This window comes from Dinghuibacter silviterrae (genome assembly GCF_004366355.1).
GTDB lineage: Bacteria > Bacteroidota > Bacteroidia > Chitinophagales > Chitinophagaceae > Dinghuibacter > Dinghuibacter silviterrae.
The window spans coordinates 1,908,558-1,925,236 of sequence record NZ_SODV01000002.1 but is presented as its reverse complement, the minus strand read 5'-3'; the positions used below and the strand labels follow the sequence as shown (position 1 = coordinate 1,925,236).

At 57.4% G+C, this 16,679-nt stretch carries 12 protein-coding genes; 3 read left to right on the top strand and 9 right to left on the bottom strand.

From position 1 onward, the window contains the following. Positions 1-2 precede the first annotated feature (2 nt). The 6 genes from EDB95_RS25115 to EDB95_RS25090 are packed head-to-tail and all read right to left on the bottom strand — an operon-like array spanning position 3 to position 9,688. On the bottom strand, positions 3-1,247 hold the full coding sequence (locus EDB95_RS25115; RefSeq protein WP_133999121.1) for a fasciclin domain-containing protein: 1,245 nt from the start codon (positions 1,245-1,247) through the stop codon (positions 3-5). Positions 1,248-1,258: 11 nt separating this feature from the next. After that, complete coding sequence (locus tag EDB95_RS25110; RefSeq protein WP_162852786.1) at positions 1,259-2,293, bottom strand: fasciclin domain-containing protein; 1,035 nt, start codon at positions 2,291-2,293, stop codon at positions 1,259-1,261. Positions 2,294-2,297: 4 nt separating this feature from the next. Then, positions 2,298-3,569 carry a hypothetical protein gene (locus EDB95_RS25105; RefSeq protein ID WP_133999115.1) on the bottom strand — a complete coding sequence of 424 codons (1,272 nt, stop codon included), beginning with the start codon at positions 3,567-3,569 and terminating at the stop codon, positions 2,298-2,300. 4 nt (positions 3,570-3,573) lie between these two features. Further along, the gene (locus tag EDB95_RS25100) at positions 3,574-5,328 is read right to left on the bottom strand and encodes a DUF4397 domain-containing protein (protein WP_133999112.1); all 1,755 of its coding nucleotides are present in this window, start codon (positions 5,326-5,328) and stop codon (positions 3,574-3,576) included. A 2-nt stretch (positions 5,329-5,330) separates the two neighbouring features. Next, positions 5,331-8,756 carry a TonB-dependent receptor domain-containing protein gene (locus EDB95_RS25095; RefSeq protein WP_133999107.1) on the bottom strand — a complete coding sequence of 1,142 codons (3,426 nt, stop codon included), beginning with the start codon at positions 8,754-8,756 and terminating at the stop codon, positions 5,331-5,333. Between the two features lie 17 nt (positions 8,757-8,773). Next, positions 8,774-9,688 (bottom strand): FecR family protein, encoded by a 915-nt coding sequence (locus EDB95_RS25090; RefSeq protein WP_162852785.1) that lies wholly within the window; start codon positions 9,686-9,688, stop codon positions 8,774-8,776. Positions 9,689-9,839: 151 nt separating this feature from the next. On the opposite strand from EDB95_RS25090, the gene EDB95_RS25085 reads away from it, so the two are divergent. Then, positions 9,840-10,355 carry an RNA polymerase sigma factor gene (locus EDB95_RS25085; protein ID WP_133999102.1) on the top strand — a complete coding sequence of 172 codons (516 nt, stop codon included), beginning with the start codon at positions 9,840-9,842 and terminating at the stop codon, positions 10,353-10,355. 26 nt (positions 10,356-10,381) lie between these two features. After that, complete coding sequence (locus EDB95_RS25080; protein ID WP_133999099.1) at positions 10,382-11,896, top strand: phospholipase D-like domain-containing protein; 1,515 nt, start codon at positions 10,382-10,384, stop codon at positions 11,894-11,896. Here the strand turns inward: EDB95_RS25080 and EDB95_RS25075 are convergent. The 3 genes from EDB95_RS25075 to EDB95_RS25065 form a co-directional block, all read right to left on the bottom strand. After that, a complete protein-coding gene (locus EDB95_RS25075; RefSeq protein ID WP_133999096.1) occupies positions 11,893-12,342 on the bottom strand; it encodes a hypothetical protein in 450 nt (149 codons plus the stop codon). The two genes, EDB95_RS25080 and EDB95_RS25075, sit on opposite strands and share 4 nt — an antisense overlap. A 165-nt stretch (positions 12,343-12,507) precedes the next feature. Further along, positions 12,508-13,011 carry a cupin domain-containing protein gene (locus EDB95_RS25070; RefSeq protein WP_133999093.1) on the bottom strand — a complete coding sequence of 168 codons (504 nt, stop codon included), beginning with the start codon at positions 13,009-13,011 and terminating at the stop codon, positions 12,508-12,510. Further along, positions 13,011-14,819, bottom strand: coding sequence for a M61 family metallopeptidase (locus EDB95_RS25065; protein WP_133999090.1), 1,809 nt, complete (start codon positions 14,817-14,819; stop codon positions 13,011-13,013). The genes EDB95_RS25070 and EDB95_RS25065 overlap by 1 nt, the downstream gene beginning before the upstream one ends. Before the next feature lie 152 nt (positions 14,820-14,971). Between EDB95_RS25065 and EDB95_RS25060 the strand changes: the two genes are divergently transcribed. Continuing rightward, positions 14,972-16,672, top strand: coding sequence for a S8 family serine peptidase (locus tag EDB95_RS25060; RefSeq protein ID WP_162852784.1), 1,701 nt, complete (start codon positions 14,972-14,974; stop codon positions 16,670-16,672). Positions 16,673-16,679 lie beyond the last annotated feature (7 nt).

The window sequence follows — 16,679 nt, the reverse complement described above, 5'->3', positions numbered from 1 at the left end:
ACTTAATTGGGTGAGGTGAATAATTGATCGATGATATACAGGGCTCCGTTCCTGGCCATGAAGTGTTTCGGGTGGGTGGGATCCGTGTCGGGGGACAACGGCACAGGGGAGATAGCCGGGTTCCACTGGATGTAGGGGACTCCATTCTGCACCGAAAACACCAGGGGATACGGCTGGTAGTAGAACAAATAAAAGTTAGATTCCAATATCTGGAAAGAATTGGTGTTCTGTAACCCGTGGTTCACCAGGGGGCTGAACTGGAGGTCATTGTACAACGCCAGGTAGCCCGCCGGGCTTGCATTGTTCGCGTTGTAGATCACATGCGCATACAGGATGCTGTCCATGGGAATATCGACCAGTTGCGTGTAATTGTTGGGGGTGGGTCCGCCAGTGCCGATAGGCGCGCTCAGGGCATACTGCCGTATATCGTCCACCGAGTTAAAACCTGCCGCGCGGAAGGCGGAATCCGTGGGGGCGAATACGGTGGGCAGGTTCGGATTCTCGGGATAACTATTACTGGGATTGGCGATGTTCACCGTGGCAAAAAAAAGCGAATCGGAATAATGAACGTTAAAATACGGGTATGACGGCGATGTTTTCTCATAGGCGTTGTACAGACTATCGTCGATTCGGAGGGCGGCACAATAAAGGCTCAGGCGGGGATCGGAGGAAATGATCTGCCAGAGCGACTGCCGGGGCGCCGCGAGGACCTTTCGGAGGGTAAACAAATAGCCATTAAAGGCGGCTACCGCGGGCATCCCGTTGCCTGCCGCTTCACCATTGATGTATACCACTCCGTTCTCCTTGATATACAAGTTCTGCTGGTAAACGACGTCTCCCAATAACGTGTCGAGGCTGATATCCGCCCTGAGCGAGGCCGCCTGGACGCTCACCTCGGCCGAGGTCAGGGCCGCGTCGCTATAGGCGCCCGCGACAACATGGTACCGGACGATCTGCGCCAGGGAATCGATCGGAAGCGCGGCGATCGCCTGGGAAGTGAGCCCCGCCGCGGTCATGGCGGAGTCGGAAGGAGCGAAAATGGTGTATCCGCCGTTGGTCTTGAGCGTTGTGTCCAGACCCACCCGGTGAAATGCCTGGTCGAACAAATGGCAGTCGCTGCTGTCCAGCACCTGGACCAGGTTCCCCGCGGAGTTGTGCATTTGATGGGAAGGCTGGATAAGGTAGTCGGTCGCCTTGCGACAAGCCACGCCCAGGAGGAGACAGGATAACAAGATATATCGATTCATGACATGTCGGTTTATGGTTGGACAATGGTGGAATCCGGGTAGACCGGCAAGCCATCGAGCCCGTGCACCACGCCGTTCATGGCGATGTGATCGGGGTCGACATCGTTACAATAGTCGCCCAGGGAGTATACCCCTCCCTGGCTATACACCTGGATGTAGTTGGGCCGGTAGCAGGACAGGCCCGCCTGCCCGTAATAACCGAACTGGATGACATAGTTGGCGGTTAAATAATAGCCACCGGCGCCGATCTCCACCGGTCCATCAAGAATGTCGGACGCAAAGAACAGCTCGTGGGGCATGACCCCTGCCGTCCAGAGCCAGGAGTAGTTGGTTTGCGGCGTCTCCGCGGTGATCGTGTCCATGGTGATGTTCCAGTTCGCAAACGCATTGTTGTCGGGGGCGAACACCACCCATGGACCCGCGCTGTCCAGTTGGTTCAGCTCGCCGTACTGTTGGAGCGCGGAGACATACATGCTGTAGTTCGGATTATTCACCAGGAATTCCTTTATCGAAGGCACAGGATAGGACAACGGGCTGCTCAACACCTGGATGACGCCGTTGGTCGCTACCAGGTCCAGGCTCGTCGCTTTCACCCCGTTGACGTGCAGGAACTGTATCCCGGTGGGTTGTGTCTGGGTGTTCCCGGGAACCGGTACCGAAAAATATAAAGGCAGGCCTTCGATGTTGCGGTATATGTAGTCGATCGTCTGGGGAATGCTGGCGTAGGTGATATTGTTCTCCAATATATGGTACGCCAGCAACTTCCGGAGCTGTCCGGTATCTATGCGGTTCAGGCTGTCCTGGGTGATGCCCTGTGCCTGGAGGGCGGTGTTGTCGGGGACCAGGAGGGTAAAGGGCCCCGGGCCTTCCAGCAGCGTGTCCAGGTGTACCCTTTGAAGGGCATTGTAAAACTCGCTGAAGTCATAGTTATTCTTCAACCGCTGCAGGAGGGTTTGCCCTTCGATGACGGGGACGGGCGTGGATGTCTGGCTTTTCGAGCAGGCGCCCGCCAGGAGCACGAGGACGATGAGGTATGTTCTTCGCATGGCGCTATTGATTGGGAACTTGGTTGAAGGCATTTTGTATTTGCATCAGGTACACCCGGTCATAGACCATTTCCATAATGTTGAGGGTGGGATAGACGCTTACTTGTCCGCCCACGTTGACGAGCAGGTCCAGGTTGGGCGTAAAGTGGAACGTGGTGCCGACACCCGGCAGGTAATTGTTGAAGGTGACGGGGTTCGCCGCACAGTTGAGCACAAAGGGCAGGTAATTATGGGCATAGGCCGTACTGTCCTGGGCGTAGATCGAAAATTGTACGAAGGGGAAATTACCCATGTACCCATAGCCCGAATTATTGAGGTAATTCGCGTAGGACCGCAAAGAATCCTGGATGAAGAAATAGCTCTTGTCCAGTAAGGGTAGCCCCAGGTAAGAAATCTGGGTCGCCATCCGCTGGTTGAGGGTCGTATAGTAATTGTTGTTATAACCCGTGAGCGGATTGTAGTGATCCTGGCCAAATTCGACACCAAGCCCGTTGTTGAAGTCATTGTGGATATAGTAGGTGTAGTAAATGACGGTGGAATCCGGAAAATCCGGGAAGTATCCCAAACGTGCTGAATGTGGCGTAACACCGGACAGGTTGACGAATCCCGCATACAATTGATCCGGTTCGAAGGCCTGGTGGATGAACTGCTCCTGGCGGACATACGCACCGTATCGGTTGTTGTCGAGGTCGGTGGACAAGGCCTCCATGGTATACACTTCGCCCGCCTGGAGGTCCAGGGTCGTATCGATGAGGATCTGGTGGCGGATCGTGGTTGACAAACGGCTGAAGGCCGTATCCGTCTGTGGCCTGATCACGAAAACGAAGCGGTGCTTGCCGGAGGGAACCTGCGCCCAGGAGGAGAGGTCGAACCCATTGAGGGCGGGGGCCGTCGGGACGTGGGCGTTACCGGGATATTCATAATTGACATATCCCGGTGTGATGGTGACATTGTTCGAATAATTATCGATCTGTTGCAGGTCGACCCCAAGGCTGTTGCCTTCGTTGATCGGGTAGGACAAGCTGTAGAGTTGCCGTGTACCCAGGAAATCACCCACGACCAATCCTGTATCCGGGGCGCCGCCGGCGTCCAGGTGGGGGTCCATGATAAAGGTCAGGAAGGGTGGCGCCTGCTGGCTGTGCAGGAAGTCCACCGACGTGGCAATGTCGTTGAACACCCGGATGTAGGCCGCCCCGGACAGGGGGCTGGCTTCAGGATATTTCCTGCAAGACCCCACCAACACCAATAGGATTCCTATACATATATAAGTGCGCATATACTTATTTGTTGTGTTTGATAACGATCATCCGCGCCGCGGGGCCTGTCCCCGACAGGGAACCGACCAGCGCCGTCGTATAAACGCCCGGCTCCGCCGAAGGAGCATAACCGGGGGAATACAAGGCGGGGTTGGCGACACACGCCTGCGCTACCCTCAGGGGGGGTACGCTTAGCAAAAGGGTGCCCGGGACCTCGGCTACGGGACCCGGGCTGGACTGGTAGGCCCGGATCACGGCAGGGGGCGCCCCCGCGGTGGTGTTCCAGGTGTCCGGGGATCCCCACATAATCGTTTCCGAATAAAGGATGTAGGGATTGAGGGGGGGCATATAGCCAGGGCTAAGGTTAGTAACGGCCTGCGGGTATCCATCGCCATCGTTGCCGGCGCCAAAGTTGGTCATCAGGGTAGAATCGTCGGTGAACGTCGCATAGGGCACGTCCGGGCACAGGTTGAGGAAACGGCTCTGCCACTGCCACAGGACCTGGTAGATGCGGGCGGACCCATTGGTACCGTCGTCGACGCCCCCGGCCCCGTTGTTGTATACACTGGAATAAATCTCTCCCGACATGTCACAGGCGGCGAAGATGATGTCCGGCGTGCCGTCTGTCTTCGGATAGGCCCAGATCGTATAATAGTCGTAAGGAGAAAGCGTGATGGATTTCTGCACCAGGACGTTCCCGCCGGCGTCCAGCAGGCTGACCTGGTGGGTGCCTTGCACATAAATGACATTATCCGTCGGCTGCCCGAAGGCCAGCGGGCCGCCAAGCGCCTGGCCGTCCACCCGGAAGGTAACATTCCCCGACCCCAGTGCATTGACCGCCTGCATCTGGGCGAAGGTGACATTGACACCCGGTGTCGCCTCCGTTACCGTACGATAGGCGTTGATCCGGGCGGTGGAGTAGTCGCCCGTACCAGGGATACAATCGTTATACCTGAACCAGTTAGGGGTAATCACCAGGCTGTATACTCCCCCGGGTTTGTAGGTCCGCATTTGGGGAAAAATACCCTCCTGCAGTCTCGGGTTACAGGTGTTGTAATTGGGATACAGCGGCAACTCCACCAATTGATGCGTGATGTCGATGCCGGTGCTGCCGCTGCTGTTGAAAAGTTTGAATTCATAGGCCCCGTAAGGCACCTCTATGTAGCCGCTGGTGGAATCCATGCCTATGTTGGACGTGGCGGCGCCGACCGGGGTGCCGTCCGCATAGGTCAGGGTGACCGGCCCCGAAACCCCCAGGGGATCGTTCGCCTGTCCCAGGTTGATGATCCGGATCTTGACATTCTGAGGTTGGCTGGGCGCGCTGTTCAGCCTGGGGTATGACCGGAAATAAGGCGGGTCATCCATGACATAATAATCCCTGGGATTCAGGGGATCGTCCTGGAGCACCGTGTCTATACCGGCCGGAGCAGAACTGGAGAAGGATGCACTCCGGAAATTCAGGGTGATATGCGCCCGGCCGTTCTTGTCCAGGATTTCCACCGGAATGGACCACGGGTCCCCATCCTGGGAATGGGGCCATTTGCCCGAGGGAAAGATGCTCAAACCCAGGGCGGTGCCTCCGACGGTGGAATTGGTGATAAAGGAGGTCAGGGGATTGTTGTTCACCTTGACGTCCAAATCGTACGCGCAGAAATTGAACAGGCGGATGCTGGAAGGCGTCGAATTCAGGACCGACAGGGGCGGAATGACGTTCTCTACCTTGCTCTTGACACAGGCCTGGAGGATAAGGGCGAGCACGAACAGGTTACGCAGCTTCATGATCAAAACAAGTTGTAGGTGAGACCCAGGGCCAGTTCGGACCCTTTGTAGTATTGATGGTGGACATAGGTGATGCCGTGGAATTGGCCGTTATTACCCGGGTCGGCGTAGACCTCCCGGTAGGGCGGGTTAAGGAGGTTCTTGGCGAATCCCTTTGCCAGCCAGCGCTTGCCCAACCGTTGGCTAAAGACGAAGTCCAGGGTCGGCATGGGCCGGTCGTAGATGTCCGGGGTTCCATCCAGTTGGACCTGGACGAGGCGTTCTCCCACGATGTTGAAACTCACCGTCACGTCGGTTCCCCAGCGGGGATGGACGTAGTCCACGTAGGCGTTGATGGAATAGGGCGCCTGTTCGAACACCGGGCTCGTCGCGGGTGAAAACCGGTCATTGGTCCGGTCTGCATTCAGCCGCTCGGGGTTTTTGTCGATCGAGCTCGCCGCCAGGAGCAGGTTCGACCCGAAAAACACGTGGGCCAAACCCGGCCAGATGGCCCCGAGGTCCTTGCGGGCTTCCAGCTCCACGCCGTACACCACGCCGATGTTCGGGTCGTTCTGGAATTCCACGATCGGGAATTCGGGGAATTTAGCCTGGTTGCCCTGGGAGTTGTAGATAAATACTTTGGTGAGCTGGTGCTCGATGCGCTTCCCGAAGACGGAGGCGGAAAACACCTCCCCCGCCCTGGGGAACCACTCCCAACGGAAGTCTGCGCTTTTTGTAAGTTGGTTGACTAAGGACGGATTGCCGACGACAACGGCAAACTGGAAAGGGTCGAATTCGTATATATCGGTGATTTCTCTCAGCTCCGGCCGCGCCAGTGACGTGCTGTAAGCCACGCGGAAATTCATGTTCTTGTGATATGTATAGACGAGGTTAGCTGAGTAATAGGGCTTGTATCCCGTGGAATAGCCCGTGTTGGGTTCGGAGGTACTGAACGACAGGTTGCCCCCGTAGGCCGACTGCAGCGAGGGGTTGGCGGCCACCGGGTTGAACACCTGGTTGGTGTCGACGTGCGCCTGTATGTCCGTGGATTCGAAGCGGACGCCACCGATGAGCCGCAACTGTTTGGTCAGGTGGAGGTCCGCCATGCCATAAAAGGCGTCGGTCTCGTAGGTACCGGTATAATTGTTGGGGGACTTGCGGATCTGGTAGAGAAAGCCCCCTACCCTGGGCTGTCCCTCATTATCATAATTAGAGGGGCCCTTCAGGCCGATGTTTTGGTACGACACCAGCGCGTTCAGGTCGCCGCCCAGTTGGTTCAACAAACCGTTATCGCCCCCCAGGTTCGTCCCGGGGAGACCTAGGATGTTCTCCGAAAAGGTCCGGTCCCGTTTCAGGTAGTTCCCTCCGAATTTCAATTCTTGATTCAAACCGTGTATGGTAAAGGGAATAGCCAGGTCGGCCTTTGCGTTATAGTTGTTTTCGACCAGCTTCCGGTAGCGGCGGCCATTGGGGTCCGCGCCGATCTCGCTGCCACTCGGCCCCAGCCCGTGTACCGTTCCGAAAACGAATGCATAGGTATCCGAACCGATGCCAACCCCGTTGGGATCCACGTACCGGGTCGTCCGCAGGTCGGCCAGGTCGGTAAACCGGAAGTCGGGCTCGTTCTGGACGGACCTGGAAGAGCTGAGGTTGTAGCTCAGGTGTGGGGTCCATTTTCCGCCCAGCAGGCGGTGTTCCCCCTGGAGGTTGAAGGTGTTGAAAACCCGGTAGGTCTGGTGGAGCTGGTTGATGACGTTATAGACCGGGTAGTTCAACCCGGTATTGTCCCATGCCCCTGTCAGGTTGCTGCCCTGTGCCTCGGCGCCCCGGCTGCCCATATATTGGAACTGGACGTCGTTCCCCCGGTTGAACCGGTAGGCCACCCCCGCCAGCACCCCATAGTTCAGGGTTACCTTGCCCGTGCTCTCCTGGTAACTCAGGAACTTCCCCAGGCGGGGAAAGTCGGGGGTGATGTAGTTTGGGATGTGCATGGGGGAGTAGATAGCGGGGGAACCGGTTACGACCCCCTGGTAGAGGCTGTATTGGTTGAGCTCGCCGTTGTAGATGTCCTCGGTACGCTGGTAGTAGCTGCCGCTGAGGATCACCCCCAGCGAGTGCCCGTGGAATACCCTGAAGTCATTCCCTATGGTGGCCGCATAGATCTGGTTGGGCGCCGCCTTTTGATAGGAGGTCGTCAGGACCGGGTCGAAGGACTGCATGATGCTGTTGATCCGGTAGGCTTCGGCCGTAGCCTGGGGGCTTTGCCTGCTGTTGATGAACTGCTCCTGGATCTGGATCAGGCCGCCCGGGTATTGCTGGTTGAGGTTCAGAAAGGCCTGGCTGAGGTTGTGCTCCTTCACACGCTGTCCCCAAAATCCAAGGTTGTCATGGTAGAACCCGTTATACTGTCCGGCCAGCCCCACCGTGGAGTTAAATCCACCCTGGACGGTGAACTGCACCGTCAGGGAATCCGGGATGGATTTGGTCTTTAGCTCGATGATCCCCGCCGAGGCGTCCGCCGGGTGGTCGGGCGTGAGCGTCTTGTATACCGTAATATTGTCCAACAGGCCGGCGGGTACCAGGTCCAGGGGAACCGCGCTGCGGTCGGGGTTGGCGCTCGACAACCGTGCACCGTTGAGCTCGGCGATCACCGCCCGGTCGCCCAGCCCGCGGATGGCCACGTATTTGTCGTCTGTGATCGTTACCCCGGCCACCCTCTGCAGGGCCTGGGTCGTCGTGATGCTGGCCGTCTTCTCGATCTGTTGGGCGGAGATACCGTCCGACACAACGGCCGCGTTTTTGCGTTCGTTGAGCAGGGAGGCCTCGGTATTAACGCGCTTGCGAGCCTCCACCACGACGCTGCCCATGGCCCGGACGTCCGGGGCCAGCGAGACCGCCACCTCTTGCGGGCCGGCGGGATGGACGCTGCGGATCTTATACCCGATCATCGAAAACACAAACTCGGGGGATTCTTCCTGTACGTCCATCGAAAACCGTCCATCCGCACCGGTGATGGTGCTTTCCCTGCTCCCCCTGACGGTCACGTCCGCACCGGCGAGAGGCTGGCCGTTGGCGGCATCGGTGACCCGGCCATTCCAACGGGACCAGGCCAACCGGCGGGCCGCCCGGGCGACGACACGCACGCTGATCGTCTTGTCGATGAGCACGAAGTCGAACCCATAACTGGCGCCTAAGGTACGCAAGACACGCCCCAGGGGCACGTTTTCCTCATCCAGCCCGTTGATCACGATTCTTTTGAGGGCATCCGCGTCGAAGGAAAACGAGTATCCCGTTTGACGCCCGAGCTGTTTGAGCACGACGTCCGCGGTTTGACCGCTGGCCTTCAGGGTGACTTTCGTCCCCAGGGAGTATACGTCCTGCCCGAAGACCCTCACGGACAGGAAAAGCAATAGGATGACAGGTAGTCCGTATGACAACCGTTGTTTCATGTAGCTGGTTTATACCGTTAGTAATTCAGGTAGTAATGGTCCTTTTGTCTCCGGATGACCCGGAGGCTATGTACAAAGGCGATAGACGCCAGAATATTGCCTACCGACTTCATGTCGTAAATCCCGCTGATCTTGAGCGACCGGCGCGCAACACGCGGATCTATATCAACTGTAACGCCCGTCTGCAGGGTGATACGGCGCATCACATCGGTAAGATCCACCTGGTCCAGGACCAGCTTGCCCTGGGTCCACGCGCTGACGTCGTTCACGGCGAACCGGCCTTTCACAAGCCCGCGCGCGCCCAGCGTGACCATATCCCCGGGTTTTAGCACGATGCTGTCCCTCCCTGCCCAGACCCCCACGGCGCCTTGTACAAGGGCCAGGTGCACCGCCCGTTCCCCGGGATACGCGTCGATATTAAAGGAGGTACCCAACACTTTGGTAACCATTCCCGGAACCTCCACGCTAAAGGGCCGTGCGGGATCCTTCCGGACGGTGAAAAAGGCTTCTCCCGACAAACGCGTTCGCCTGTCCCTATTGTTATACGCAAGGGATGAATGCCCGTTCAGCCATACCCCGGTGCTATCGGGCAGCAGGTAATGACGGGGCTTTGCGGAGTCATTTGTCAGCGTTGCCCAGCTCAGGGTGACGGGCGCGGCCTCGTGGCGGTGCCGTGTCAGGAGGTAACCGCAGAGCCCGATCACCAGCGCCGCGACCGCGGCCCATCGAAAGAAGCCACCGCGGCGCCCGCGAAAGTATCCACGGCGTTCTTCCCCTGGCTTGACGTGTTCCCATATCTCTGCCCGTTCCCTGGTATTGTGTTCCGGTTGTTCGGCCCACACCCGTTCGAACCAGGCGTCCACCTCCCGGGGATGTTCGGACCACCATTGCTCGAAACGGGCGCGCTCCGCCGGAGAACACCCGCCCTTCATGTATTTGCAAAAAGTTTCAAAGTCCATTACATGAACCACAACGGACACAGGAGAACCCATAACTACCGTTAACATTAACTTAATACGTGCCGAAAAATTAACGCGGGCCGTGTAGTAGGGGCCCTTATTTTTGTCGAACTAATCATCACCGATGCGAACTGCATTCGACAAACATCGAGAGCGCGTCTTCCACGACATATACCAAAACTCCTTCGATCAGCTGTTCCATTTCACGCGGAAATTGTTAGGAGACCATGACCTCGCCAAAGACGTCGTGCAGCAATGTTATACAAATCTTTGGCCGACGGCCTTTGAACAGGGAGGGCTGGAAGATGCGCGCCGGCAGTTGTTCACGTTTGCAAAAAATATGGTGATCGATCACCGCCGCCGGGAGGTCACCCGCATCCGTTTCCTGCAACAACTGGATGACGGCCAGCAAAAGGACGGGGCCGCACCGTTGCATACCAAAGAGGCGCTCCAGGATATAGAAGCCGCCATCGAAGCCCTGCCGGCCAAACGGAAACATATCTACAAGCTCAGCCGGAATGAGGGGCTCAGCCACGAGGAGATTGCCGTACAGTTGTCCATCTCCAAGAATACCGTCAATAACCAGATTGCATCCGCGAACGAGTTCCTGAAGGAGCGGTTGCACCACCTGAGGCAGTAATTCAGTATTTTCACCACAAAAACCCGATGCCCCACGCTGCGCTCCTGGAAACCCTCATCGTGGTCTTCCTTTATATCCTCGCCGTTTTCTTCGGGATCAAAGTGATCACCCAGACTGCACAGCCGGCAAAAGCGTTAGGGTATTTAATGTTATTGTTTTTCCTACCCGGCATTGGGCTGCTGATCTACCTAGGCATAGGCGAAAACCGGAGGATCAACAAGATCTACGACCGCAAACTCTGGCGGGACATCCGGCGGTATGAGCAGGTCAAACAGCGCATCCACAAACGGTCGCTGGAAAACCTGGCCGCCAACGAGAAAGCGCTGGCGCCCTTTAGCAACGTGGTTCACCTGCTGCTCAAGGATACCCTTTCACCCCTGACCTTACACAACGAGGTAGAAATCCTCCGCAACGGGGAGGGCAAATTCCCGGCAGTGATCAAGGCGCTCAGGGAAGCGCGGCACCACATCCACCTGGAGTACTACATCTTTGAAAATGGGATCGTCGGCGACGAGATCAAAGCCATCCTGATGGAAAAGGCCCGGGAGGGCGTCGAGGTGCGCTTTGTCTATGATGACTTCGGGAGCAAGGATATCAAGCGGCGCTTTTTGCGCGACCTGCGGGCGTCGGGGGTGCAGGTCTACCCTTTTTACCGGGTCCGGTTTTTTGCCAACCGGCTCAACTACCGGAACCACCGCAAGATCATCGTGGTCGACGGGCGCGTCGGGTTTGTGGGGGGGATAAATATCTCAGACCGGTATAGCAACGCGGTGACCGGGAAGCCATCCGGTGGCCGCGCAGGCCACTCCGGGCCCTCCGGCCTTGCCAGCCGCTCCGCCCGGGAAAAGGTCTACTGGAGGGACACCCACCTGCAGATCCGCGGGAGCGCGGTCTACTCTCTTCAATACCTCTTTCTATCGGACTGGTCGTTTGCCAGCGGACAAGACGTCGAATTCCACGACAGCTTTTTCCCCCGCTCGCAGGTCCAGGGCCAAACGCTTGTCCAGATGGCCTCCAGCGGCCCGGACTCCCTGAACCCGACCATCATGATGGCCAACAATGCCATCATCCACAACGCCCGCCGGTATGTCTATATTACGACGCCTTATTTTATCCCCAATGAATCGGTGTACGACGCCATCCGGACAGCCGCCCTTGGCGGGCTGGATGTGCGCATGCTGGTACCGTTTCATTCGGATTCCTGGATCGTCAACAAGGCGGCGTCGGCCTATTATGAGGACCTCCTGAACTGCGGGGTCAAGATTTACCGCTATCAGAAGGGCTTTGTCCACGCCAAGACCATCGTGGTCGATGACAGCCTGGCCATGGTGGGCTCGGCCAATATGGACAACCGGAGCTTCGAGCTGAACTTCGAGACCAATGCCCTGGTCTATGACCAGGGGGTGGCCGTGCAGTTGAAAGAACAATTTCTGGCGGACCTGGACGACAGCGACCGGCTCGATGCGGCTCGCTGGGGCCGTCGAAGAGGCTTTACGCGTTTTCAGGAATCGGTGGCCCGGCTGCTGTCGGGGATTCTCTAGCGCAGCGCCTCGAATTCGTTGATGTCCCCGTCGGCTTTCACCTCCAGGACGCGGATGTGCTTGGGGCTTACGACCTTTACATAGGTCATGTCGTCCTCTCCGTCCTTTTGCATCACGGTAACCTCTTTGATCTCGTACCCCTTGTACCAGGAAGCGATGTGCTCGCGGACCTTGGCCGGCAGCGTCGAGGCGGCCACCGTGTGGAAAGTCCCGATCAGGTTTCCGTCTACGTCGTAGAAGGAATCCATCATGTGTCCGTTCCAGAAGAAGAGTACTTCCGTGTAATTTTTCTCTTCATTCCAGATCGCCGAAGCTCCTTTGTAGCTGGCGTTAAAGCTTTTCATGGCGCGGGTGTTTTCCCCTTCGAGTGTCCCCGTATTGTTACCTGCGAATACCGGCTGTGCGGCGGTAAGAACGATAGCGGCGATGGCTGCAAACTTTTTCATGGCTTTTTGGTTTTGATCTATGTAATGCCAAAGCGCTGCCAAACCCGTGTGCCAGGTGTAAATAACTGATTACCAACTTTAGGGAAAAATAAGATGCGTTGCCGGTTGTGCAATAGCGGACAACTTTCCGTCCGGAAGCGGACAACCGGGGGCGCGCCGCGCCCCTTACGAGCGGCAAAGTTCACGGATCAGGGCTTCATGCCCCGGAAACTGCTTGACAAGGTCTTCGGCGACGGCCATCTCGAAGTCGTCGAACTCAAAACCAGGTGCCACCGTGCACCCTACAAGGCAATACCCGTCGGGCTCCCCCGGGCGGGCGGAGAACCAGCGCCCGGCGGGCACGACGGCCTGGAAGACCTCGCCTTTGTCGAGCCGGGAACCGAGCCGGATGGTGGTCACGGTGCCGTTGGCTTCCAATACATAGATGTGCAGCGGCACTCCCTGGTAAAAATGCCAGCACTCGTCGCTGGCGATGCGGTGAAACCCGGAGAAGTGACCGCTTTCCAGGAGGTAATAGATGGCAGTCGAATACGCCCTGTCCCCCCCGAAACGGCGGGCCAGGGCCGCCTGTGGCACCTGGCCCGGCGAGCGGTAGGTCTCGCGGTAGTAGCCCCCCTCGGGGTGGGGTTTTAACGCCAGTTGGCGGACGAGGTCTTGTACTTGTTCCATTATTGTGCGCCTAACCAGGCTTGTTGTTGTGCTTCAAAACCAGCGGCGATTTTGGCCTCGTATTCCTGGCGCTCCTCCAGGGTCACGGGCAAGGTCCCGGATATACCGCGGTTGGAAAACCCGACCTGAACCGTTTTCCCGATGGCGGCGGTGGACAGGAAGGTGCTGATGTCATGGGCCGAACGGACGGGTGTACCATCCAGGCTGAGGATCGCGTCCCCGGCGTCCAGGCCCGCCGCGTACAAGGCGGTGCCCCGCACGCAACCCCGCCCGATGGCGACGTGGCCACTGTCGTCGGTGGCGTACGTGACATTCCCCCACCCTGCCTTGCCTTGTTGGTCATTGGACACCTGTACCCCGATGGCGGCAAAGTACGGTTGCCAGTCGTCGTGGTGGATTCCATAGACATAGTTCGCAAAAAAGGCGCGGGCATAGTCCGCGGTCGTAAGCCCCGCCAGCGTGGTCTCCAGGTCTTGGACGTCGTACCAGCGGGCCACCTTCCCGTAGTGGATCCACAACGCCTTCATAAAGTCGTCGAGCGTCTTGTTGTAGTCCTTACGGAGGTGCAGGTCGAGGATGCAGGCGATGTTGGCGCCATAGACATAGTAGCTCAGGAAGGTATTGGCAAAATTATTTTTGTCGATGGAGACGCCTGCGTCGGTAAAGACGGCGCGGCGGCTGGACTCGATGGGGGTGAAAAACCGGGAACCCGGGCTTTGTAAAAAGGCGTTGAGGTAATTCCCGAGGAGGGACACCTCTTCTTCCTTTGTCTTAAAGCCGGCCCTGGTCAGGAGAAGGTTGCCGTAGTATTGTGTAAAACCTTCAGCCACCCAAAGCTCGTCGCACATATCGGACTTGGTGAAGTTGAAGGGCTCGATGGCTTTCGGACGGATGCGTTTGACGTTCCAGGAGTGGAAGAACTCATGGGCCACGACGTCGAGGATGCGGGGCATATCGTCTCCGGTCACTTTGCCCATGGGGAGGGTGATACAGGTGGAGTTACGGTGCTCCATACCGTCTCCGCTGGCCCAGGCGTTGGCGTCCAGGATAAAGGTGTACGTACCGTAGTCGTAGGAGGCGTATTCGCCGAATACCTTTTTCTCTTCTTCCACGACTTTTCGAACATTATCTACCAGGGTTTTCCAGGTATCGTCGCTGATGTCGGCGTGCAGGGACACGCGGAACGTTAATTTTTTCCCATCCGTATTTGTCTCCTCGAAATTCGCCATCCGGAAATCGGACAGCTCGGTGGGACAGTCCATCAGGTACTGAAGACCGGGCGCGGTAAAAACAAAAGGATCGGCGGTGGGGACGAGCTGTGTAGCCACGGCCCAGTGCAGCCCTTCGGGCGCCTGGAAGGTTATTTTGATGGGGGCCTTGTCCTGGCCGGCCAGCCAAAGGATGGTACCGGGCATGTTCAGGTGGGCGTGTGTACGGTCGATCCCGACATACGTGCCGTCGGTGCGGTCGCCGAAAAGCGTATATTCCACCGTTACGGTCGACCCGTGTTGGGGGAGCTCGTATACGTCCCCGTCAACCTGCCGGATCTGGAGCGGATTGCCGGAAGCATCTTTGGCACTGATGTCATAGACATTCTTTCCGAACTCGTGGGTGGCGTAGCGGCCCGGGGACGACCGGCTCATCCGGAAGGTGAGGGGACCGGCGGGGGCCTGGTGGACGGTGAGGTCCACTACGGCCTCGTGGTGCATGTAATGGGAGAAGGACAGCGAATAGTCTAGGGTCGTCTGGGCCCGGGCGGTGGTCAAACACAGGCCCAGGGCGGTGAGCAGGGTTAAGGAGCGCGTCATGGCGGTAAATCTATGGAAATTCCCGGACAGTTAAAGATTCGTGAATTCACCAAGTCATCACACGCCAATCATCATATAAATGGGGCCTTTCATCACAGGAACCCGTATTTTTGAGGTTTACCGTTTTATCTTCTTTTTATCTAGACATGCATATGAAGCTTTTTTGTAAACAGGTTTTGTGGGGCTTGATGTTGGGGTGTTTTTCTTTAACCGTCCGCGCCCAGGAGGTCAGTGTAGGATCCGCCCGTGAATTAGGAGACGATTCATTAAAGGGGTGGCACTTATTGGATAAGCAAAAGGATGGCTTTAACGGCATCTCCCTTGGCCAGGCTTATCAGGAACTGCAAAAGACAGGGAAAAAGCACAACACGGTCGTCGTGGCGGTGATCGACTCCGGGATCGACACCACTCATGAAGACCTCAAAACCGTGCTTTGGACAAATCCGGGCGAGATCCCCGGGAACGGTATAGACGACGACCACGACGGCTACGTGGATGACGTACATGGATGGAACTTCCTCGGTGGCAAAGACGGGCGGAACGTGGTCAAGGACTCTTATGAAGGGGCCAGGATCTATCACCAGCTCAAGGCCAAATACGCAGACTCCACCGCCATCGATACAACGACCGACGAGAAGAAATGGGAATACCAGGAATGGGTAAAGGTAAAGTCCCGCCTGGAAGCCGACGCCGCCAACGCCTCGATGACCGTCCTGGCGCTGAAGCACCTCTATCAGAACATACCCACGGCCGATAGCGTGATGCGCGAGACCCTGGGCAAACAGGAATATACGGGCAATGACCTACAGGCCTACGCCCCCACGACGGCCGGTCTGTCCCGGGCCAAAAACGTCATGATGGCCCTTTTTAAGGGTTTTGACGAAATGAACGCCCTCAACAAGACGCTCATCCAGAATTTCAACGACTACTATGAAGGGCAGTCCGAAAAAGCGGACGAACTGGACAAGGCCCCTGAAGACTACCGGGGTGAGGTGGTGAAAGACAACTACGCCGACTTCAACGACCGCTATTACGGCAACAACGACCTCATGGGCAACGCCATCTTCCACGGCACCCATGTTGCAGGGATCATCGCCGCCGACCGGACCAACCACATCGGTATCGACGGCATCTGTGACGACGTCAAAATCATGATGGTCCGGGTGGTCGACGACGGGGACGAACACGACAAGGACATCGCCCTCGGCATCCGCTATGCCGTGGACCACGGCGCCAAGGTGATCAATATGAGTTTTGGCAAAAGTTTTTCTCCCCAAAAAGCCTGGGTGGATGAAGCCGTAAAATACGCCGCCAGCAAAGACGTACTCCTCGTCCACGCCGCGGGGAACGACCACGAAAACGTGGATTCCACCGACAACTTCCCCACCCCCGACTATATCGATGGCAACGAAACCGCCCCCAACTGGATCACCGTCGGTGCCAGCGGGGACGACCGGATCGGAGGACTCGTCGCGGGTTTTTCCAATTACGGCAAACGCAGCGTGAATGTGTTTGCACCGGGTGTAAAGATCTATTCCACCGTCCTGAACAACGGGTATGATTTCGCCGACGGAACCAGCATGGCCTCCCCTGTTGTTGCCGGTGTCGCCGCCCTGATCCGCGAATATTTCCCCAGCCTGAATGCCGAACAGGTCAAGTATGTGATCGAAAAATCCGCCATTGCGCCCGCAGAACAGGTGACCATCCCGGGCACGGAAACACAAACCTCCCTGTCCGAGCTGTGTACCAGCGGCGGGATCGTGAATGCGTACGCAGCCATCAAGCTGGCGGAAACCCTGAAGGGGGAAAACAAGATCCCCAGGACCCATATTAAGAGGAACAAAAAAGATTAACTTCGGG